16 protein-coding genes are annotated in these 21,648 nt (G+C 47.8%); 13 read left to right on the plus strand and 3 right to left on the minus strand.

All coding sequences use genetic code 11. The features are described 5' to 3' along the window. Nucleotides 1-36 precede the first annotated feature (36 nt). The 6 genes from AC3WTP_RS18700 (at nt 37) to AC3WTP_RS18725 (ending at nt 7,610) form a co-directional block, all read left to right on the plus strand. Nucleotides 37-1,407 carry a polysaccharide deacetylase family protein gene (locus AC3WTP_RS18700; protein ID WP_492396146.1) on the plus strand — a complete coding sequence of 457 codons (1,371 nt, stop codon included), beginning with the start codon at nt 37-39 and terminating at the stop codon, nt 1,405-1,407. Nucleotides 1,408-1,892: 485 nt separating this feature from the next. Then, entirely contained in the window at nt 1,893-3,656 is a 1,764-nt protein-coding gene (locus tag AC3WTP_RS18705) for an ABC transporter substrate-binding protein (RefSeq protein ID WP_492396147.1), read from the plus strand. A gap of 88 nt (nt 3,657-3,744) precedes the next feature. Further along, a complete protein-coding gene (locus tag AC3WTP_RS18710; RefSeq protein ID WP_492396148.1) occupies nt 3,745-4,701 on the plus strand; it encodes an ABC transporter permease in 957 nt (318 codons plus the stop codon). Between the two features lie 90 nt (nt 4,702-4,791). Continuing rightward, nucleotides 4,792-5,646: an oligopeptide ABC transporter permease gene (opp4C, locus tag AC3WTP_RS18715; protein WP_492396175.1), complete on the plus strand. Its 855-nt coding sequence runs from the start codon at nt 4,792-4,794 to the stop codon at nt 5,644-5,646. Between the two features lie 9 nt (nt 5,647-5,655). Next, nucleotides 5,656-6,639, plus strand: a complete 984-nt coding sequence (locus AC3WTP_RS18720; RefSeq protein ID WP_492396149.1) for an ABC transporter ATP-binding protein — start codon at nt 5,656-5,658, stop codon at nt 6,637-6,639. After that, on the plus strand, nt 6,636-7,610 hold the full coding sequence (locus AC3WTP_RS18725) for an ABC transporter ATP-binding protein (RefSeq protein ID WP_492396150.1): 975 nt from the start codon (nt 6,636-6,638) through the stop codon (nt 7,608-7,610). Before AC3WTP_RS18720 ends, AC3WTP_RS18725 begins: the two co-directional genes overlap by 4 nt. A 154-nt stretch (nt 7,611-7,764) precedes the next feature. On the opposite strand, the gene ilvD is transcribed toward AC3WTP_RS18725, so the two are convergent. Together ilvD and AC3WTP_RS18735 are read right to left on the minus strand one after the other, a co-directional pair. Continuing rightward, nucleotides 7,765-9,450: a dihydroxy-acid dehydratase gene (gene ilvD, locus AC3WTP_RS18730; RefSeq protein ID WP_492396151.1), complete on the minus strand. Its 1,686-nt coding sequence runs from the start codon at nt 9,448-9,450 to the stop codon at nt 7,765-7,767. Nucleotides 9,451-9,716: 266 nt separating this feature from the next. After that, nucleotides 9,717-10,811, minus strand: a complete 1,095-nt coding sequence (locus AC3WTP_RS18735) for an acyltransferase family protein (RefSeq protein WP_492396152.1) — start codon at nt 10,809-10,811, stop codon at nt 9,717-9,719. Nucleotides 10,812-11,427: 616 nt separating this feature from the next. Between AC3WTP_RS18735 and AC3WTP_RS18740 the strand changes: the two genes are divergently transcribed. The 5 genes from AC3WTP_RS18740 to AC3WTP_RS18760 all read left to right on the plus strand — a co-directional run bounded on the left by AC3WTP_RS18740 (nt 11,428) and on the right by AC3WTP_RS18760 (nt 18,324). After that, nucleotides 11,428-12,438, plus strand: a complete 1,011-nt coding sequence (locus tag AC3WTP_RS18740) for a 2-oxoacid:acceptor oxidoreductase family protein (protein ID WP_492396153.1) — start codon at nt 11,428-11,430, stop codon at nt 12,436-12,438. Between the two features lie 44 nt (nt 12,439-12,482). Beyond that, nucleotides 12,483-14,789, plus strand: a complete 2,307-nt coding sequence (locus AC3WTP_RS18745) for a thiamine pyrophosphate-dependent enzyme (RefSeq protein WP_492396154.1) — start codon at nt 12,483-12,485, stop codon at nt 14,787-14,789. A gap of 178 nt (nt 14,790-14,967) precedes the next feature. Then, complete coding sequence (locus AC3WTP_RS18750) at nt 14,968-15,750, plus strand: NAD-dependent protein deacylase (RefSeq protein ID WP_492396155.1); 783 nt, start codon at nt 14,968-14,970, stop codon at nt 15,748-15,750. 74 nt (nt 15,751-15,824) lie between these two features. Then, entirely contained in the window at nt 15,825-17,312 is a 1,488-nt protein-coding gene (locus tag AC3WTP_RS18755) for an FGGY-family carbohydrate kinase (protein ID WP_492396156.1), read from the plus strand. A 97-nt stretch (nt 17,313-17,409) separates the two neighbouring features. Further along, complete coding sequence (locus AC3WTP_RS18760; protein WP_492396157.1) at nt 17,410-18,324, plus strand: TIGR01777 family oxidoreductase; 915 nt, start codon at nt 17,410-17,412, stop codon at nt 18,322-18,324. Between the two features lie 14 nt (nt 18,325-18,338). Here the strand turns inward: AC3WTP_RS18760 and AC3WTP_RS18765 are convergent, their stop codons facing one another. After that, a complete protein-coding gene (locus tag AC3WTP_RS18765) occupies nt 18,339-19,238 on the minus strand; it encodes an AraC family transcriptional regulator (protein ID WP_492396158.1) in 900 nt (299 codons plus the stop codon). A 180-nt stretch (nt 19,239-19,418) separates the two neighbouring features. On the opposite strand from AC3WTP_RS18765, the gene AC3WTP_RS18770 reads away from it, so the two are divergent. Both AC3WTP_RS18770 and galE read left to right on the plus strand, forming a co-directional pair. Beyond that, complete coding sequence (locus tag AC3WTP_RS18770) at nt 19,419-20,618, plus strand: galactokinase (RefSeq protein WP_492396159.1); 1,200 nt, start codon at nt 19,419-19,421, stop codon at nt 20,616-20,618. Between the two features lie 5 nt (nt 20,619-20,623). Then, nucleotides 20,624-21,613 (plus strand): UDP-glucose 4-epimerase GalE, encoded by a 990-nt coding sequence (gene galE, locus AC3WTP_RS18775; RefSeq protein WP_492396160.1) that lies wholly within the window; start codon nt 20,624-20,626, stop codon nt 21,611-21,613. The last annotated feature ends 35 nt before the right edge of the window (nt 21,614-21,648 follow it).

The raw sequence follows: 21,648 nt of genomic DNA on the forward strand, positions 1-21,648 counted from the left end.
GTAGATAAAAACGAAAAATAGAAACGAGGAAAGTGGATGGAATTATTACTGTTATGGACTTTTTACTTCCTAACGTTCTATGCGTTCCTTCCTGGTATTGTGAGCCGACTCTTCGGATTTCGCGTGTTTAAGAGAGGAAAGGTATCACAATCACTTGCTCTAACTTTCGATGATGGACCGGACCCGGTGTATACAGCACAGCTGTTGGATATGCTGAAGAAGCATAATGCGAAAGCGACATTTTTTGTCGTAGGTATACAAGCGGAGAAGCATCCGGAGCTGCTGCAGCGGATGCATGATGAAGGTCACCTGATCGGTATTCATAATTATGTTCATAAATCCAATTGGATTATGAGACCCAAGACGGTTAAACGTCACATCAAGCAGACATCTGACATCATCGAGCAAGTAACAGGAAAGCCGGCAGTTTATTACCGCCCGCCGTGGGGAGTAGTTAATTTATTTGACTTCGGCAATATGGGTCATATTCACATTATTCTATGGTCAGTTCTATTTGGAGACTGGCGCAAGAAGCTTGGAGCAGAGAGGCTCTATAAACGAATGAAGAAACGCTGCCGCGCGGGTGAAGTTCTGCTGCTGCACGATTGCGGCGTGACGCTTGGGGCTGATCCGGAAGCTCCTGGCAATATGCTGATAGCCTTGGAACGGTTCTTGAATGATACCGAGAAAAAGAACTTAAAATGTATACGAATTGATGAGCTGATTAAGGAAACAGACGCTTATAAAACAAAGAACCCTTCTGCCATCAAACGATTTACCGTTAGCTGCTGGCTCGGCTACGAGAAGCTGTTCCATCTTATTTTCGGAATGAAAACGACGAACACGGAATCGCCTGTGTTTCACTTTCGGATTAGACCGTATCATGGTGAAACGGTAGTGCTTGACGATGGAATCGCGCTTAATCCCGAAGATCAGGTCATGGAGATTCATTTCGATAACAAGCGCTTGTACGAGATTGGCAAACGTTCGCGGAGCTCGATGCAGCTTGCTATACAGATGATCCGAGATACGGAGCGAGCGCTTCCCGAGCTGGCTGAATATATTCAGCACCAGGAATGCTTGCGCTCTCAAGTCAAGGCGCTGTACGGCGTTAGCTTTATCAATAGAGGTCCAGAGCAGTTTGGATTCACGGTCAGGGACCTTCCTAAAGGCTTGTTTTCCTGGATGACGAGACATTATCTACGATTGCTGATGCGTGTCATGCATCCGATGGGTCAGCGGCGATTGCGCCAGCAGCCGAATCAGCTGATTCCTAAGACAATCATGATGTCAACTGATACATTATTGAAAAGATATGGTCAATTATACATGGGCGATACACCGATGTTGGAAAGTACTTCATATGCATCCGAGCATCGAGTAGGCGAAGCGCCTCATGCCTTATAACGTTGTATTCTAATATAGGCTCCATAATCTTCATGCTGTGAGGATTGTGGGGCCTATTTTTTGTTGTCTGCAGAAGCTGTTATGCAATAAGTATGCAAATGAATGATGGTTTTCTGAATGAACGCCTATGAAAGACGGAGTAAATTTTTGTCCGCCTTGAATCGACAAATGTCTATTTATTTTGCTGAAACCGAATAATCAATTCGCTAATAGGGAGGGTAAGTTCGGTTTTAGAGTAGCAGTTGATAAAAAAATGTTATCATTTCAATATGAAATAATTTTACAAGAAAGCTAGGAAAGGGATTTACAAAACGATAAATATAAAGTAACATTTAGAAAAATATTCATTTCCTGCTTATGGAAGGGTGTACATATGTATGCATTTGACCAGTGTTCTAATAAGCAGAGGCGAATGGTATCTATAACCACTCTAGTGATTATAGATATACGAGATTATGATTAAATATAAATTAGGGGGGCACATCGTGAAGAAAAAATTACTCATGATACTGAGCTTAGTACTAGCATTCTCACTAGTACTTTCCGCATGCGGAGGCGGCGAGACAGCAGATCCAGGTAAAACTCCTGACACAACAACGGCACCAAAGACTGAAGAAAAGAAGGAAGATCCTAAGAAAGAAGAAGAACAGAAGCCTGAATTGGTCACTGAAGGCCTCATCCCTGCTGCGGACAAGAGCTTGAATCCTGCACCAGCAGCAAGCCGCACAGACACTGCGATCTTAGGTATCACAGATCCTTCTGGTGTATTTAACCCTCTGTGGGCAGAATCTACATATGACGTTTACATTGTTGAGTCAATATTCGCCAAGTTGATCAGCGTTCAAAAAGATGGAACTTATGCTCCTGGTATGGCTGATTATACGATATCAGATGACAGCAAGGTCATCACTTTCAAGCTGAAAGACGGCGCTAAGTTCAGTGATGGATCTCCTGTAACAGCTGAAGATATCGCATTCACAACAACACTATATTATGATCCAAACTATGATGGCCCTACTGATATCATGCAGTATGCACCGCTTGTAGGCGCTAAAGAGTATAAAGAAGGCAACGCTGAATCCATCTCCGGTATTAAAGTAATCGACGAGAAGACAATTGAATTTACATTGGCAGAAGTTAAAGTTTTGGCACTTGCCACATTGGGTGACGCACCGATTCCTAAGAGCGTATACGGTAAAGATTATAAGAAGGGCAACCTTGATACGATCCGTAACCTGTTCCAGAAGCCGGTTGGCGCTGGTCCTTACAAGCTTGTTGAATACCTTCCAGGACAAGAAGTGCGTTTGACAGCTAACGAGCACTATTACAAAGGTGTTCCTCCGATTAAGAATGTTATCTTCAAGACCACTACTGATGAGACAAAACTTCAATTGCTGCAAACGGGTGAAACGGACTTGTCTGACGGAACCGTTTCTCAAGACCAATTGGATGAAATTGCAGCATTTGGTTTCGCAGATACTTGGTTGAACCCAACAAACGGTTACGGTTATGTTGCATTCAACAATAAAGATCCTAAATTTACAGACAAGAAAGTTCGTCAAGCATTGACGATCGGTTTGAACCGTCAAGAAATCGTTGATGCCGTGTACCAAGGCTATGCGGACGTAATCAACGTGCCGCAATCCAAAGTATCATGGTCCTATACGAACGAAGTTAATCAATATGAGTTCGATACGGAGAAAGCTAAAGCAATGCTCGACGAAGCTGGCTGGAAAGTCGGCGCTGACGGCATCCGTGAAAAGGACGGCGTGAAGTTCAAAATTAAGTTCACTGCTTCTACACCAAACGCAGTTAACGAGGCACTTATTCCTGTAGCAACTAAGAACTATAAAGATTTGGGTATCGAATTCGTAGCTGACCAAATGGACTTTAACGCATTGCTTGACAAGTACAACAAAGGCGACTATGAAATGGTGTTCCTAGCTGCAGGCTTGACACCTGATCCGCAAAGCAGCGAAGGCACATTCCGTACAGGCGGCTCACAGAACAAGAACAATTACAGCAACCCGAAAGTTGATGAATTGTTGATTAAAGCCGGTTCTACTCTGAACATGGATGAAAGAAAAGAATACTTCAAGCAGATCTATCAATTGATTAACGAAGATGCACCAATGATCTTCATGTATCAACGCCGAGACTTGTTCGCTATCAACTCTCGTCTTGCAGGCTTCGATATTTCACCGTACAAGAATTTTGTACAGAGCGTAGATACGATCCAAATCCAGTAATTAGCGTAAAGTAGGTAGGTGCAATACGCCAAATGCTCAGCCAGTTCACGGCTGGGCATTTGGGCTTATATAGAAGGGAGGAGCAGATGTGAAGCAGTACGCGATTCGACGATTCCTGCAGATCATTCCAACATTAATCGGTGTTTCCATCATCTTGTTTACGTTATTTGCGATGACACCTGGTAATTTCATCGACAACAATCAGTCCATCTCCCAAGAACGAAAAGATGAGTTGAAAGAGAAGTTTGGCATGAACAAACCTCTGCATGAACGGTATTTTATATGGGCTGGTAATACGCTCCAAGGTGATTTAGGTTTTTCCATTCAACAGAAGCAGCCCGTTACTAAAGTTATTAATACGTACATATGGAATTCATTCATGATAGCATGCGTTGTAATGGTGCTTTCCTGGACGATAGCGATATTTGTGGGTGTATATTCAGCGATAAGGCAGTATTCCTTTTTTGATGCTGCAGTCACATTTCTCGTATTTGCTCTGATGGCATTGCCTTCATTCTTCGTCGGATTGCTAACAATTAAGATATTTGCGGTAGATCATACATGGTTCCCAATTGGAGGCATGTATACAACAGGAAGCACTGCTACAGGATGGGATAAGTTTACGGATTTGATCAATCATATGATTCTGCCCGTATCTGTGTTGACAGCATTAAGCGTAGGCAGCTTGACTCGTTACTTCCGGACGAACATGCTGGAAGTCATTCATCAGGATTACATTCGTACAGCACGCGCGAAAGGCCTTAAGCCTTCTACGGTTATCTTCAAGCACGCGCTTCGGAACGCTCTGCTGCCAGCCATTACTTTGCTTGGATTCGAGCTACCAGCCCTATTCTCAGGTGCGATGATAACCGAGAGCATATTCAATTGGCCGGGTATCGGGCAAATATTCTTGAAATCTATGCAAGCTCGAGACTATTTCTTGCTAATGGGATATACAGTTTTGCTGGCTGTCTTGACCATGTTAGGTAATTACTTGGCAGATCTGATGTATCGAGTCGCAGATCCGCGTGTTCGACTGAAATAGAAAGGGGGATGACCAGTGTCACAAGTAACCAACACACCGACTACGGTCGTGGAAGCTAATACACCAAAGACGAGACCCGCATCCCCTTGGATGTTGGCAATACGTCAATTTAGAAGAAACAAGCTGGCAGTTTGTGGACTTGTTGTGCTCGTGATGATGTTTTTAGTATGTTTCATAGGTCCATTTTTCTCACCTTATAGCATCGATACGATGAATCTTAAAATGGCCAATAAGCCGCCGTCAGCGGCTCACTGGTTTGGGACGGACAAGCTGGGTCGAGACATTCTACTGCGCACTATGCTTGCTGGGCGGATATCTTTATTAGTGGGTCTCGTTTCTATGCTGGTGTCGGTATCAATCGGCAGCGTACTTGGCGCTTTAGCGGGTTATTATCGCGGATGGGTCGATACAATCATTATGCGCTTTGCGGATATTATGATGTCGATTCCGAGTCTGCCTGTCTTGATTATTCTGGGTACTCTACTATCAGATACTCAGATACCACCGGATAAACGTATTTTCGTCGTCATGTTCTTGTTAGGTTTCTTTTCGTGGCCTGGCTTGGCGCGGCTCGTTCGCGGACAGATCCTTGCGCTGCGTGAACAAGAATTTATGCAGGCAGCTGAAGTTCTTGGCTTGCGTGATAAAAGAAAGATATTCAATCATTTATTGCCGAATACGATTCCTATCATTATAGTTGTTGCGACATTGTCGGTTGCGGGTGCAATCCTTTCCGAGTCGACGCTAAGCTTCCTTGGGGTTGGAGTTGTACCACCGACACCTTCCTGGGGGAATATGATAGCTGCCGCGAACAACTTGATTGACTTCAGAAAACGCCCATGGCTGTGGATACCGCCTGGTGTATTTATATTCTTAACCGTAATAGCGATCAATATTTTGGGTGACGCGCTGCGTGATGCTCTTGATCCGAAGTCGAAGAAATAGGAGGACGTTATGGCTAATACATTGGTCGAATTTCGAAACCTGCAAACAAACTTCTACACCAGTGGCGGCGTTGTAAGAGCTGTTAACGACGTCAGCTTCTCTATTCGTGAAGGAGAGACACTATGTGTCGTAGGTGAATCAGGCTGCGGCAAGAGTGTAACAGCGATGTCTTTGATGCGATTAATTTCGCACCCAGGTAAGATTGAAGGCGGACAGATTCTATATAAAGATCAGGACTTGCTTAAGATTAAAGAGCGAGAAATGCGTGAGATTCGAGGAAATGAGATCGCGATGATCTTCCAAGAACCGATGACATCGCTTAATCCTGTATTTAAGATCGGTCAACAAATTACGGAGCCGCTTCGTTTGCACAAAGGAATGAGCAAGCAGGACGCTAAGAAGCGGGCAATCGAATTGATTGAGCTTGTCAATATCCCTCGTGCAGCGCAAATCTTTGATTCGTATCCTCATGAATTATCTGGAGGCATGCGTCAACGGATCATGATTGCGATCGCGCTAAGCTGTAATCCTAAATTGCTCATTGCGGATGAACCTACAACCGCGCTTGATGTTACGATTCAGGCTCAAATATTGGATCTGATGCGTGATATTAAGAGTGAATTCAAGACATCGATTATGTTGATCACACACGATCTCGGTGTAGTGGCAGAGATGGCGGATCATGTTGTCGTTATGTATGCTGGTAAAGTGATTGAGGAAGCACCGGTTATCGAATTGTTCCAGAATCCGAAGCATCCATACACACAAGGTTTATTGCGAGCGAAGCCAATTATTAATCAGCGTATTGAACGTTTGTATACGATACCTGGACAGGTTCCTAACCCGATTGAGCTAGGGAACAACTGCTACTTTAACGACCGCTGTGAGCACTGCATGGCGATATGCGTAGATAAGCAGCCTACATTGCAAACCTATGATAAGAAGCATAAAGCTTCATGTTGGTTATATGAGAAAGGAGGGGAAGTATCATGACGGCACCTTTGCTGGAAGTTCAGAATCTAAAGAAATACTTCCCTATTACTGGAGGCATCTGGCAGCGAACCGTTGGTCATGTCAAAGCTGTTGATGATGTTTCCTTTACCTTGCAGAAAGGTGAAGCGCTTGGTCTTGTTGGCGAATCAGGCTGCGGTAAATCGACGACTGGCCGAACCATCCTGCGACTGATTGAGAAAACAGACGGTACCGTTAAATTTAAAGGCACGGATATTCACGAATTGAATCGTCGTGATCTGCGTCAGATGCGTCCTAAGATGCAGCTCGTATTTCAAGATCCATACAGCTCATTGAATCCCCGCATTAAGGTTGGAGATGCAATCGGCGAGGCACTTGTTGACCACGGTATCGTCTCTAAGAAGGACATTCGCGATCAAGTCAAAGAAATTCTAACAATCTGCGGGTTAGCTCCTTATCATATTGATCGTTATCCGCATGAATTCTCTGGCGGTCAGCGTCAGCGTATCGGTATTGCTCGCGCACTGATTATGAATCCGGAATTTATCGTAGCGGATGAGCCCGTATCTGCGCTTGACGTGTCCATTCAGGCACAGATCATCAACTTGTTGAGTGATCTGCAAGAGAAGAAGGACTTGACTTATCTGTTTATATCACATGACTTGTCCGTCGTAGAGCACTTATGCGACCGTATAGGTGTTATGTACTTAGGCTCTATGGTCGAGACGGCATCCCGTGAAGAGTTGTTTAAGAATCCGCTGCATCCTTATACAAAGGCACTGCTATCCGCGATTCCTGTACCAGATCCGACCCGCAAAGCAGAACGTATCGTACTTGAGGGCGATATTCCGAGCCCGGCTAACCCGCCGATGGGTTGTAAGTTCCATACACGCTGCCCGTTTGCGAAGGAAGTATGTAAACAGGAAGTTCCGAAGTATCAAGACGCAGGCGGCAATCACTTTGTAGCATGTCACTTTGCGGGACAGTTCTAATAGTAAGATTACATGCAGCACCCCTCATAAGAAGAGAGTGTAAAGCTCTCTTCTTATGAGGGGTGTTTATTCATTACTATATAGAATATGGACAACATTAAAGGGCTGAAGGAGCAACCAATAGTCTGCTCTTTCAGCCCTTATTCGGAACGAACTAGATCTTCAATACGCCGCCTTGGCTGGCGTTAGTAACAAGCTTGGAGTAACGAGCAAGGTAGCCAGTCTTGACCTTAGGCTCAAAGCCTGCCCACTTCGCGCGACGCTGTTCCATTTCCTCATCAGAAATTTGAAGCTCAATCTTACGGTTGTTCATATCCAGGTCAATGATGTCGCCATCGTTCACGAATGCGAGAGGACCGCCTTCCGCAGCTTCCGGCGAGATATGACCGATGCTGATCCCTCGAGATGCGCCGGAAAAACGACCGTCTGTGATAAGTGCAACCTTGGCACCTAGCCCCATGCCGACGATCTGAGAAGTTGGCGCAAGCATCTCAGGCATACCTGGTCCGCCTTTAGGCCCTTCGTAGCGGATGACAACGACATGGCCTTCTTTAACTTGACCATTCGCAATGCCTGCTAGCGCTTCTTCTTGTGAGTTGAAGCATATTGCAGGGCCTGTATGACGTCCGCCAACAGATGGATCTACTGCGCCAACCTTGACGATACATCCTTCTGGCGCCAAGTTGCCGAACAGCACAGCCAATCCGCCGCGTTCGGAATGAGGGTTATCTAATGAATGGATAACATCTGTGTTAAGGATGTCGCAGCCTTCCACATTTTCACGAAGGGTCTTGCCTGTTACCGTGATGCATTCGCCGTGAAGCGCGCCCTCTTTCTTGAACAACTCGTTCAGCACGGCGCTAACGCCGCCAGCTTCATGTACATCTTCAATATGATAATCAGAAGCAGGAGCTACCTTTGCCAGATGAGGCACTCGAGCAGCAACCTCATTGATGCGGGAGATTGGATATTCGATGCCTGCTTCATATGCGATTGCAAGTGTATGAAGGACCGTATTCGTGGAACCGCCCATTGCCATATCCAATGCGAAGGCATTATCGATCGCTTCCTGTGTAACAATATCACGCGGCTTGATGTCCTTCTTAATGATCTCCATCAATTGACGTGCAGATCGTTTAACGAACTCGCGGCGATCCTCAGATACCGCCAGGATCGTACCATTACCAGGGAGCGCGATGCCGAGCGCTTCTGCAAGGCAGTTCATCGAGTTGGCTGTAAACATGCCGGAACAGGAGCCGCAAGTAGGACAGCCGAATTGTTCAAGCTCCAATAAGCCTTTATCATCGATCTTACCGGATTGATAAGCGCCAACGCCTTCAAATACGCTGGAGAGCGAGATGGAGCGTCCCGTGGAATCTTTACCAGCCTTCATAGGTCCGCCGCTGACAAATACGGTAGGAATGTTGCAGCGCAAAGCGCCCATGATCATTCCAGGTGTGATCTTGTCACAGTTCGGAATACATACCATCCCGTCGAACCAGTGTGCAGAAACGACTGTTTCAACAGAGTCTGCAATTATATCACGGCTTGGGAGCGAGTATCGCATTCCGATATGACCCATAGCGATACCATCATCTACTCCAATCGTGTTGAATTCAAACGGTACACCGCCTGCTTCACGAATGGCCTCTTTCACGAGCTTGCCGAATTCCTGCAAATGTACGTGACCAGGAATGATATCGATATAAGAGTTGCATACCGCGATAAACGGTTTATCAAAGTCCTCTTCCTTAACGCCAGCTGCGCGCAGCAAGCTGCGGTGAGGCGCACGATCGAAGCCTTTCTTAATCATGTCAGAACGCATTTTTGGAGCCGCCATTATTCATTCCTCCACTTCATTTGTCACATAATTGCGTGATCATATATATTTACTAGAGTCTATCACATGGTTTGGCACATTTCTAGCAAGTTCCTCCTATGGAAGACCATTTATGGCAGATGTCTCTCATTCAGAGAATAGAAGAGGATTACACACAAAAGGCACAGCTTATGCTGTGCCTTTTGTGTAGGAGTGAAGCGTATGGGTGTATATGTGAAGCATTCATCAGGGCCCGAATCGGGGGGTGAAGCGTTAGCGGGGGGGTGCTAACCTTGCTTCGTGCTGCGACGCCAAACGCCGCGCCGGACCCATCCAAATACAGCTTCGCTATTAGGTTCAATAATAATATGCGCGAATTTCTTAACATTAGGATGAGCTAACATTACGGTGAGGCCAATTGATGCTAGAATGAGCAGCGCACAGCCCAAGCCATCATGAATGTTGTTATATAACCCGAAATATTCGGCAAATCGGACAATAAATCCGTGGATTAGAAATACATATAATGTGCGTTTGCCTAAATCAGTGATGGCGCAGGTTCTTTGCGGAACCCATGCGAGAAAGGCAGCGGCAGCGATAAACTCAATGCCATAGATGCACAATCGATATACGATGGGATGCAGGTCACTGCTTAACCAGCCAAGCTCACGGAATGTCATGCTGTTCATCAACCAAGACGGCTCCATATAAGGTGCTGCATAGAACATACCGACTAATAGTAAGGCTGAGATAGCGGCGCCAGTAAGTCGCATCCAGACGCGTATATGAGAACGAAACCAGTTAAAGTTCCAGGAATAACCGATAATAAAGAATGGCAAGTAAACGAATGTCTTGCTCAAAGCAAGCCAAGTTCCGCTCACTGGAATAAAGCCGACCAGAATTCCTAGCGCAATGGACAGTAAGACTGGGTAACGGACTTTCCAGTGTATAAACAGACGCATGATTAATCGCCATACGATATGCCCGACTAAGAACCATAGCAGCAGGAAAGGCACGAAGAAGGAATGCTTAGTGCCAGGTACCTGAAACAAAGTGTAGTCGAAGAAGGAATATATCGATTGAAAGATGATATATTGTACAGCGATCTGGATCAGTACCCGATTGCCGGTGGATCCCATCAAGCTTCGACGCGCAAAGTATCCTGTTACTCCGACGAACAGCGGCATATGGAACGTATATATCCATAAGAATAAAGCTTTCATTTCCGGAATCTCATTGATAAGCGGTTCGATGGCATTGGATACGAATACCGTGACAATAAGCAGAAACCTTAAGTTTAATCCGAAGATCTCCCCACTCCAAGGCGAGTCTTTCGGACTTACTCCGGACCTGTTAAACCAGTGTCTGAAGTGCGCCAACATGTTCTAATCCTCCCTAAATGAATCTAAGAAGTCAAACAGGGGTTCATGTAAAACAGTTTATTTTTTTACAATTAATTTATCATATGAAATGGTAATACATTGTGATGATAGTCACAATTGCGAGCGTGGATTCTCCCTGTATAATGACAGATCGTTGAACGCAGTGATGTATTTCACTTTATAGCAGGCTCAACAGGCAGGAAATAGAGAGCTAACGTCGAATAGTGCATATGAGCAGTTGATGAGAATAAACTAGAATTAATGATTCCCTTTTCGAAACATCCTACTACGCGTAATCGCATACGCATCATGCTTATACCTCCATCATCTTGGGTTAACCAGTCACGAATAAAGTTCGGTCTGTACCTGATACCTCAAATTTGGATTTCTTCAATTCACACAATTGTCAAAGTGTAATCGCCTACATGTGACACATGTCACAAAACAAGCTTTTTGTAATGCGGTACGATCTTGTCAGCCTATTACAATACGGCTCTACTTGTCTTTCTGCGGATATCTTCTATTTAAAAATGCGATCTGCAGCGGGACATCAACATATCATCACGTTCCTTGCCTCCAATAGGTTAAAGGATTTTTTGGAAAGGAGACCTATTACATGGTCACATTGCCCAAAGTGAACGATCTTGGATTCTTTGAGATTCGTCTCGAGTCCATCGGGGGGCTAGGCGCCAATCTTGCAGGCAAGATGCTCGCGGAAGCCGGAGTTACTGGCAGCGGTTTGAATGGTGTCAGCTTTTCCTCCTACGGTTCAGAGAAGAAAGGTTCTCCCGTTAAGGCGCATATCCGTTTCTGTATGCCGGGGACGCTTATTCGGGACACCACGCCTGTTGAACGACCGCATATTGTAGGTATCTTTCATGAATCACTTTATAAGACAGTAAATGTAACGAGCGGTGTCAGCGAAGACAGCTTGGTACTCATTAATTCCGCTAAAACTCCACAGCAATTAAAGGATAAGCTCGGCCTTCTTGGAGGTACGATCGCTGTTGTAGACGCGGTTAATATTGCGATGGAAGAGAAGAATCGCGTGAACATGGCGATGCTGGGTGCATTATTCCGTCTTTGCGACTTCCTTGATGCGGAGAAGATGAAGGATGTTATTCGCAAATCGCTGGAGAAGAAATACCCGCAAACCGTGCAACCTGCGATCAATACGTTCCAACGCGGATATGATGAAGTGAAGTTTGAAACCTTTGCAGTACCTGAAGGCGTGACAATACCTGAACCTGTGCGCTGGGATGTGCCTGCGCTGGGATATGAAACTCAACCGATCGGTGGAGTTGTCGTTAATCCTGGTAATTCGATATTAAAGGACCTGAGTATTTCTCGCGCGGGAATGATGCCTCATTTCCTAGAAGACAAGTGCATTCATTGCGCTGCTTGCGATAATGTATGCCCAGACTTCTGCTTTGTGTGGGAAGAGAAGCCGGACAAGAAGGGACGTCCGCAAATGTTCCTGCAAGGCATTGATTATCAATATTGCAAAGGTTGTCTCAAGTGCGTTTATGCCTGTCCGACAGACGCGCTCGCGGAAGCAAGGGAAGAAGACGGCTATTCGGACGAGCATCGGACACCGCATCATTTTTCCTTAGCCCAGATGCTTTAATGACACGTTTTCAGCCAAAGATCGATTAAGGGGGATGAGGACCTGTGGCGATTGAATACGACCAAGAGGTCACAACCGGAACCGTAGAACAACGGATGGTATATGAGTCCGGCAATGAGATGGCGGCATATGCTGCGCATCAGATAAATTATCATATTATGGGTTATTATCCGATCTCTCCTTCCACTGAGGTCGCGCAATTTTTAGATCTAATGAAAGCTAACGGTCAGCACGATATTAAGCTGATTCCAGCGGATGGCGAACATGGTTCTGCTGGTATTTGCTATGGTGCTTCTACTGCAGGCGGCCGCGTATTTAACGCGACAAGCGCTAATGGTTATATGTACATGCTGGAGCAGATGCCGGTCCAATCCGGTACTCGCTTCCCAATGGTGCTGAATCTGGTGTGCCGCTCGGTATCTGGACCTCTTAATATACATGGGGATCATTCCGATTTGTACTTTGCCTTGAACACGGGCTGGCCGATCTTGCTCTGCCGTGATCCGCAAGCTGTATATGATATGAACTTAATGGCTCTTAAGCTCGCTGAGGATCCTGAAGTTCGTTTGCCGGTAATGGTAGCCTTCGACGGCTATTTTACATCTCATCAGAAGCGCAAGGTGCAAACCTTTGCGAATCGTGAAGATGTGCATGCTTTCGTCGGTGAACAGCCGGTGCGCGGCTTTGCAGATACGCTTGACCGCAACAACCCGATCACAGTTGGACCGTACATGAATGAGCCGGACTACATCAACAACTGCTACCAGCAGTCTATGGCGATGTATAAGGCTGGCGAAGTGTTCGACCGCATCCGCAAGGAATATGCGGTACTGACTGGCCGCGACTACCCGATTCTGGATCAATATCGTATGGAAGATGCGGAAGTCGCTGTATTCTTGTTGAACTCCGCAGCCGAGATTATTAAGGATGTCGTGGATCAATTGCGAGCGATGGGAATTAAAGCTGGATCCATCTCGCCGAACATTATCCGTCCGTTCCCAGCGAAGGAAATCGCGGAAGCGTTGAAGCATGTGAAGGCTGTAACGGTCGGCGATCGCGCTGATTCCTACGGCGGTCACGGCGGCAACATGGTGAATGAGATCAAAGCGGCATTCCTGACGCATGGCGTTCACGATACGTTGGTGGTCAGCCGCGTCTACGGACTCGGCGGTAAAGACTTCTATTCAGAGGATGGTCACGCGCTGTTCGAAGCTGCTATTGAAGCAGCGGAAACAGGAGTTGTAGCGAAGCCGTTCGACTATCATGGACATACGCCAGGCGATCCGGCAAATGCTCCAAAGCGTGTCATTGAGCCGATGAAATATGAGGAGCTGAAGACAGGGCTCATTACAGTTACGCCTAACGAAGAGACAGGCAAGCTGAATGTGCGTATTCCGCCGCTTCGCAACCTGACACGGAAGCCGAAGCGCATTGCGCCTGGTCACGGCGCATGCCCAGGCTGCGGCATCTTCTCTGGTCTAGAGCTGTTCTTTAAAGGAATCGAAGGCGATATTGTCGCCTTGTTCCATACAGGCTGTGCGATGGTCGTAACGACTGGATATCCGTATTCGGCCCATAAGGCGACTTATATCCACAATCTGTTCCAGAACGGCGCTGCAACGCTGTCCGGTGTTGTTGAAATGTTCTGGGAACGCAAGCGTCGCGGAGAATTGGATTACTTGAACCTGCCGGATGATTTCACATTCGTTATGGTTACAGGCGATGGCGGTATGGATATCGGTATGGGACCAGCGATTGGCGCTGCTCTGCGCAATCATAAGATGATTATCCTGGAGTATGATAATGAAGGATACATGAATACGGGTGCGCAGTTGTCCTATTCGACGCCGCTTGGTCACCGCACATCGACTTCCAACGTCGGCAGTGCACAAGCAGGCAAGCTGTTCCACCACAAAGATACCGCTCAGATTATGGCTGCTACACATATTCCGTATGTGTTCACTGGAAGCGAAGCATTCGCGCAGGATCTAGTGAAGAAGGCTGCCAAGGCGCAGTGGTATGCACAGAACGAAGGACTTGTGTATGGTAAGATTCTGATTGCTTGTCCGCTGAACTGGTTGTCAGATGACAAGGAAGGCACGAACATTGTAAATGCGGCAGTTGACTCCTGCTTCTTCCCGCTGTATGAAGTGGAGCACGGCGTTACCAATATTACGTACAATCCTGAAGAGAAGAACAAGAAGGTTCCGCTTCTAGACTGGCTGATGACGATGGGCAAGACGCGCCACATGAAGAAACCAGAGAATGCGGAAGCTCTCAAATCATTCGAAACCGAAGTAGAGCGCCGCTGGAACATGTTGAAGGCGAAGCACGAAAGCCCTTATCTATAAAATGATATTGAGCCTATGCTCGGATATCTGAATCGAAGCCTCCTTTACCACTCAACATCGTGGTGAAGGAGGCTTTTTAGCGTTAATGAACAGTGCTCTTTGTTCCCACTATTTTCTCTATTCGCCAAACACATGTATACTATAGGAATCAGAATATGCTTGAAGGAGGCGCTGTAAATTGAATGATTCCAGCCTAGAAGCGCAAGCAATTAAACTGGCGCGCGATTTGCTGCACAGCGAACGAATTGTGTTCTTCGGGGGTGCAGGTACCTCAACCGAGAGCGGCATTCCTGACTTCCGGTCTGCGGGTGGTGTGTTTGATAAAGAGTCGAAGTATCCCCACCCACCAGAGGAGATGGTGAGCCGCCCTTATTTTTATGAAGATCCGCAAGGGTTCTATACATTCTATCGTGATAAATTGCTGCATCCAACCGCTCAGCCCAATGGTTGTCACCGCGCTTTAGCTATGCTGGAGCAAGAGGGAAGGCTGAAGGCGGTTATCACGCAAAATATTGACGGACTTCATCAAGCTGCAGGAAGTCGAGAGGTGCTAGAGCTGCACGGAACGGTGCATCGCAACTATTGCTTGAGCTGCGGTGCGGAGTATGATCTGACCGCGGTCCTGAACAGCAATGCGGTGGTGCCTCGGTGCAAAGCGTGCGATGGTATGTTGAAGCCGGATGTGGTGCTATACGGCGAATCGTTGCACGATGATGTCATTGAGCGCGCCATTGACCATGTAAGGGCGGCAGATCTGCTCATCGTTGCAGGAACCTCGTTATCTGTTCAGCCCGCAGCGAGCTTCGTGCAGCTGCGCCGCCCAACTTCGAAGCTGGTGCTCATTAATCGCACAGCGACAGCAATAGATCGTCATGCTGATGCAGTGTATCGCGAACCGGTAGGTCAACTGCTAGAGGAAGCGTATCAGCTCATGTTTAAGCTGCAGCAGGATAAGTCATAAACACGGCGGATACAGAGGTACTCGAATAGGTTGTTTTACTATTCAATCGTGCGTACATAAGGGAGGTACATAGGATGTACATGCTTGGGATAGATCTTGGAACGACAAATCGTAAAGTAGGCATCTTCGATGAAGATGGCCGCGAAGTAGCTTCAGCCAGTCGACCAACGTTAGTAATAGATACGGGAAAGGGTTATTCCGTGTATGATCCTGAGCAGATGTGGCAGGATGTGGCGGATATGATCAAGGAGGTTACCGCGAAGAGCGGGGTATCCGGCATTCAAGTGATCGGTATCGCGAGTATGGCAGAGAGCGGACTGCTCGTCCACCGCGACCATGGAACTGTCCAGTCACCGCTTCTGCCATGGTTTGATACGAGCTCATCGCCGCAGGCTGAGCGAGTTCGCAGCTCAGACTCCGCCCTAGCTTTATTTCAACGTACAGGACTGCATCTTTCGTTCAAGCACGGCCTCCCGAAGCTGTTATGGCTGCATGATCATGATCCGGGCATGTTCCGCGATGCAGTATGGCTGAGTGTATCGGGCTATATCGCTTATCGATTAAGCGGCAGGATGGGCTGTGATCCTTCGCTTGCTACACGTACTTTTGCATATGATATGCGTACTCAGCAATGGGATAAGGATTGGATCACATCATTTGGCCTGCCCGCTGATCTATTTCCAGAGGTGCTGCCAAGCGGTACACCGCTCGGAACTGTCCTGCCGGATATGGCACGAGAGCTTGGGCTGTCCGCTGAGACAACTGTAGCGATCGGCGGTCATGACCATGTGTGCGCTTCGCTTGCTGTTGGCGCTATTCAACCAGGCGAAGTCTTTGCCTCGATGGGAACCGCCGAGACATTAGTCGGGATGATGAACCCGAGAGAGCTGGGGCAAGCTGAATTCGACACAGGCCTGTCCTACGGCTTCCATGTCATTCCGGGCTATCAGTTCTGGATGGGAGGCAATCCTGCGTCTGGCGGTGCGGTTGAATGGCTGCGCAAGCAGCTGGCGGATGAAGCTCTTGGTTATGATGAAATTATTCGGATGATGTCCAACATTCAGGACGGTCCGGGCGAAGTGCTGTTCTTCCCATACTTGTCCGGCAGCGGCGCTCCTTATCCGAACTCGAAGACGCGCGCTTCCTTTATCGGACTGTCCTATGCGCACGGCAAAGCGGACATGATTCGCGCTGTATTAGAAGGTACAGCTTATCAATTGAATATGATTAAGAACAGCGCTGAGCAGGTATCGGGTCATCCGATCCGAGAAGTTCGCGCCGTTGGCGGCGGTACGCGTCTGTCATCGTGGCTGCAGATGAAAGCCGATATCATGAACGCGGCGATAATCGTTCCGCCTGTTAAGGAAGCCACGATGCTGGGTGCGGCATTCACTGCACTGCTCGGGGCAGGGCATGTGAAGGGGGCGCAGGAGCTGCAGGCGCTGGCAGAGCGCAGAGGTGTGACACGCTACACGCCAGATCAGGCGCGCTATGAGCGATACCATGATCGCTATGTGCGGACGTTTGAGCCAGTAGCCGCAATGCTGCGCGGTTTGTCGTAACCGAAGCAATGACCGATGAAACGATGACTCAACTAGATTGCATCCAAAAATAATGCTTGCGGGGATGCCGCACTGGATATCGAGAGGAGGAGTTAGGATGAAGCGAAAGGTAGTACTGGCAGGAGGCTCGGGATTTCTCGGAAAGTCGTATGCGAAGTCACTACGGCACCAAGGACATGAAGTCGTGATATTAACCCGCGGCCAGACAAGTGAACGTGACGGGATCCGTTATGTGCAATGGGATGGACGCACGTTAGGTGATTGGGAACGGGAGCTGGACGGGGCTGACGCTGTTGTTAATTTTACCGGTAAAAGTGTGAACTGTATCTACTCCGATGCTAATCAGAAGGAAATCATCCGCTCTCGACTCGATTCCGTCAAAGTGATCGACGAGGCGCTGCTTCGAGCAAAGCAACGCCCTTCAGTCCTCGTACAGGCGGCCTCGCTTGCGATATTCGGCAATATGAAGGACCCGCGAGATGAACAGGGAGCGCACGGAACGGGCTTCTCCGTAAGAGTGTGCCAGATGTGGGAGAAAGCATTCTTTCAGGCCTCCATTCCGAATGTGCGCAAGGTGGCTCTTCGTATAGGCTTCGCACTTGGTCCAGGCGGAGGAGCGCTGGAGCCGCTAATGAAACTCACTCGGTATGGTCTTGGAGGTACTGTTGGACGCGGAGATCAGATGATAAGCTGGCTTCATCTGGACGACTTGAACCGCATCATCGATTATGTGCTTCAGAATCCCAACGCGGAAGGTATATATAACGCAACGGGTCTGCAGCCTGTCACGAATCGAGAGTTTATGAAGACGCTGCGGACGGTGATGAATAAAGGCTGGGCGCCTGCTGCGCCTGCTCCGATCGTGCGGCTGGGAGCTTATATGATCATGCGCGCTGATCCAGAATTGGCGCTCTCTGGGCGGAATTGTATCCCGAAGCGCCTGCAGGATGAGGGCTTCTCCTTTAAGTACACGGATCTGGAACAAGCGCTAAGGAATATCGTTCAAGGATAGATGAATGCCCGCTATCACTTTTTCGTTGGGCGGTTCTTTTCGTGGGACAGGATGGACGAGCGATATTGTGTTGGTGATTGTTCATAGAATCTCCGGAATTGGCGAGAAAAATATAACGGATCAGTCAAGCCGACAGAGGCTGCAATCTGCTCGATAGATAGATCGGGTCGATCTCTAAGCAGCTGCCTGCCCTTATCGATCCGCAGTTTGAGCAGAAAGGTAATCGGCGACATTTCCGTTACCTGTTTGAACAGGCGCGACAGATAGGCACGGCTGTAGCCAAGGCTGCTTGCCATCTGCTCCATCGTAAATGGATGCGCGTATTGGTTGGACATCATATGGATCATTTGGCGTACAATTTGCTGGGCTTCATTTTCAGGCTTAAGATGCTCTGCATCCTCAGATACATATTGATAGTTAGCGTATGCTGCCATAATAAGATATAGGGAACCGCATGCTGACAGATCACATGCAACTTCACGCTTCTGAAATACAGTCCGCATACGCTCCAAGCTCTCTGCGGCAGTCTCATCTCCGATATCATGGATAATAGGCTTCGATTCCGTGAAGCCGGCGCGCTTGATCAGGCCCTTGGCTTCATCTCCCTTGAAGGCAGCCCAACGATATTTCCATGGCTGTATGGTGTCGGAAACATAGCTGACGAGCTGATTCGGCGCGATCAGAAAGGCATCGCCCGGCCCGAGCTCATAGGTTCGCGCTTCCGTTATATAAGTTCCGTATCCTTCTAATATATGATGGAGCAAATAGTAGTCATAGAGCTTCGGCCCCAGCTTATGATTGGGCTTCGTCTGGCTCTCGCCTGCAAACAGGATATGAAGTCCCTTGCGCTCGATAAGCGATGGATTAGGAGAAACCTCATAGGTAGGCTCATTAGGTTGTTTGCTTGATGACATGGTGTAACCTCCAAGTTAGGGATAAGCTAAGTATATCATTGCTTGATAACTATGACATCACATTTATCCATATGGTGTTCACATCCATTACTTACTCGTTTCCGGTAATGCCATTACAATAGGAATTACACAATGGTATTCATACAGCACAAATAATCATGCTAATGGGAGGTTTTGCCCTTGAAGAATGATCAAGCTTTACTCAAACAATTTTTGGATTGCTTTGGTGCAAGTGATTTGCCGGTTCGATTTTTCCATGCGCCAGGTCGTGTGAATCTAATCGGAGAGCATATTGACTATAACGGAGGCTGGGTTCTGCCAGCCGCGCTCCAGATCGGAACGACTCTATTAATTCGACCTCGTCAGGATCAGAAGATTCGCTTAGTCAGTCTTCAATTTCCAGAGCAAGCTGAAGCTAATTGTGATGAACTGCCAGCGATGAAGACAGGAGTATGGACGGACTATGTATTTGGCGTATTAGATGAAATGAAGAAAGCAAATATGCCGCTTCGAAGCGGCTATGACGTGCTCATTTCTGGGAATATTCCGAATGGCGCGGGTCTTTCCTCATCTGCATCACTTGAAGTCGCTGCAGGATACGCCTTCATGAATATGGAAGGTTACGAGGTGGAGCGAACAGCGTTGGCTCTGCTTGCACAGCGTGCGGAGAATCGCTATGTGGGGGTCAACAGCGGTATTATGGACCAATTCGCCGTTTCTCAAGGCAAGCAGGATCACGCGATCATGCTTGATTGCGACTCGCTCCGTTACAAGCTGGTGCCATTTCGGATTCATGGCTATAAGCTCGTCATCGGCAATACGAATAAGCGCCGGGGCTTAGTAGATTCCAAATACAATGAGCGCCGCTCACAGTGCGAACAAGCGCTTGCGGAACTTCAGCCGAATATTGCGGGTCTGGAGCATCTCGCTCAGCTTAGCCCAGAACAATTCGAAGAAGCTAAGCACCTTATTAGTGATATAGTCGTCAGACAGCGAGCAGAGCATGTTGTGTATGAAAATAAACGCGTTGAACAATCCCTTCAGGCGCTCGAAGCAGGTGATCTTCTCACTTTCGGCAAGCTGATGATCGCTTCTCATGAATCGTTGCGCGACTTGTATGAGGTGAGTTGTTCTGAGCTGGACATTATGGTTGAAGAAGCGCTCGCGGTAGACGGAACGATCGGATCGCGCATGACTGGCGCCGGCTTCGGAGGATGCACGGTATCACTCGTTGCGGAAGAAGCGGTGGAGACGTTCATCGCTGCAGTCGGATCGCGTTATAAGGAGCGCACAGGTTTAGAAGGCGAATATTACGTGTGCGATGTAGGCAACGGTGTGGAAGAGATTGTGGGCCTAGCAGCACAACAACAGGAGGTGTAAACATCATGGCAGTTCTCGTAACAGGCGGAGCGGGATATATCGGATCTCATACAGTAGCGGAACTAATCGCATTAGGTGAAGAGGTGGTCATCGTTGACTCTCTCGAGACTGGTCATCGAGGATCAGTACTGGGCGGTACGCTTGAAGTTGGCGATATTCGTGATCGCGGCTTCTTGGACCAAGTATTTGCGAAGCATGAGATTGATGCGGTCATTCACTTTGCGGCTTATTCTCTTGTTGGGGAGAGCATGACTAACCCGGCGAAATACTACGATAACAATGTTCACGGAACACAGGTGCTGCTTGACGCAATGCAAGCGCGCGGTGTGAAGCGGATCGTGTTCTCTTCAACCGCGGCGACATATGGTGAGCCTGAGAGCACACCGATAGAAGAAGGCGACCGTACGGAGCCGGCCAATGTATATGGTGAGACGAAGCTGACGATGGAGCGCATGATGCGTTGGTTTGATCGCGTGTACGGCATGAAGTATGTGGCGCTGCGTTATTTTAATGCCGCTGGTGCGCATGAAAGCGGGCTGATTGGCGAAGACCATCGTCCTGAGTCACATTTAGTGCCGCTTGTACTGCAGACCGCGCTTGGCAAGCGTGATGAAATATCGGTGTTCGGCAGCGATTATCCGACGTCGGATGGAACGTGTATTCGAGATTATATCCACGTTACGGATCTGGCAGATGCGCATGTGCTGGCACTGAAATATTTGCGCAACGGTGGAGACAGTGATACGTTTAATCTTGGCAACGGACAGGGCTTCTCTGTGCTGGAAGTCATTAAGACTGCAGAGAAGGTGACTGGACGGGCGATCAAGACGGTTATTCGCGACCGTCGCGCGGGAGACCCGGCAATACTGATTGCTTCAGCTGAGCGTGCGAGACGGGTGCTCGGTTGGAATCCGAAACGTGAGTGTCTGGATGTCATCATTGAAAGTGCATGGCGTTGGCATGAGAGCCATCCGAATGGGTATATGGAATCTTAATATAATTCGGTGAACCAATACCAACTGGGGAGGCT

The sequence above is a fragment of the Paenibacillus sp. EB106-04-04-XG159 genome (genome assembly GCF_058791835.1).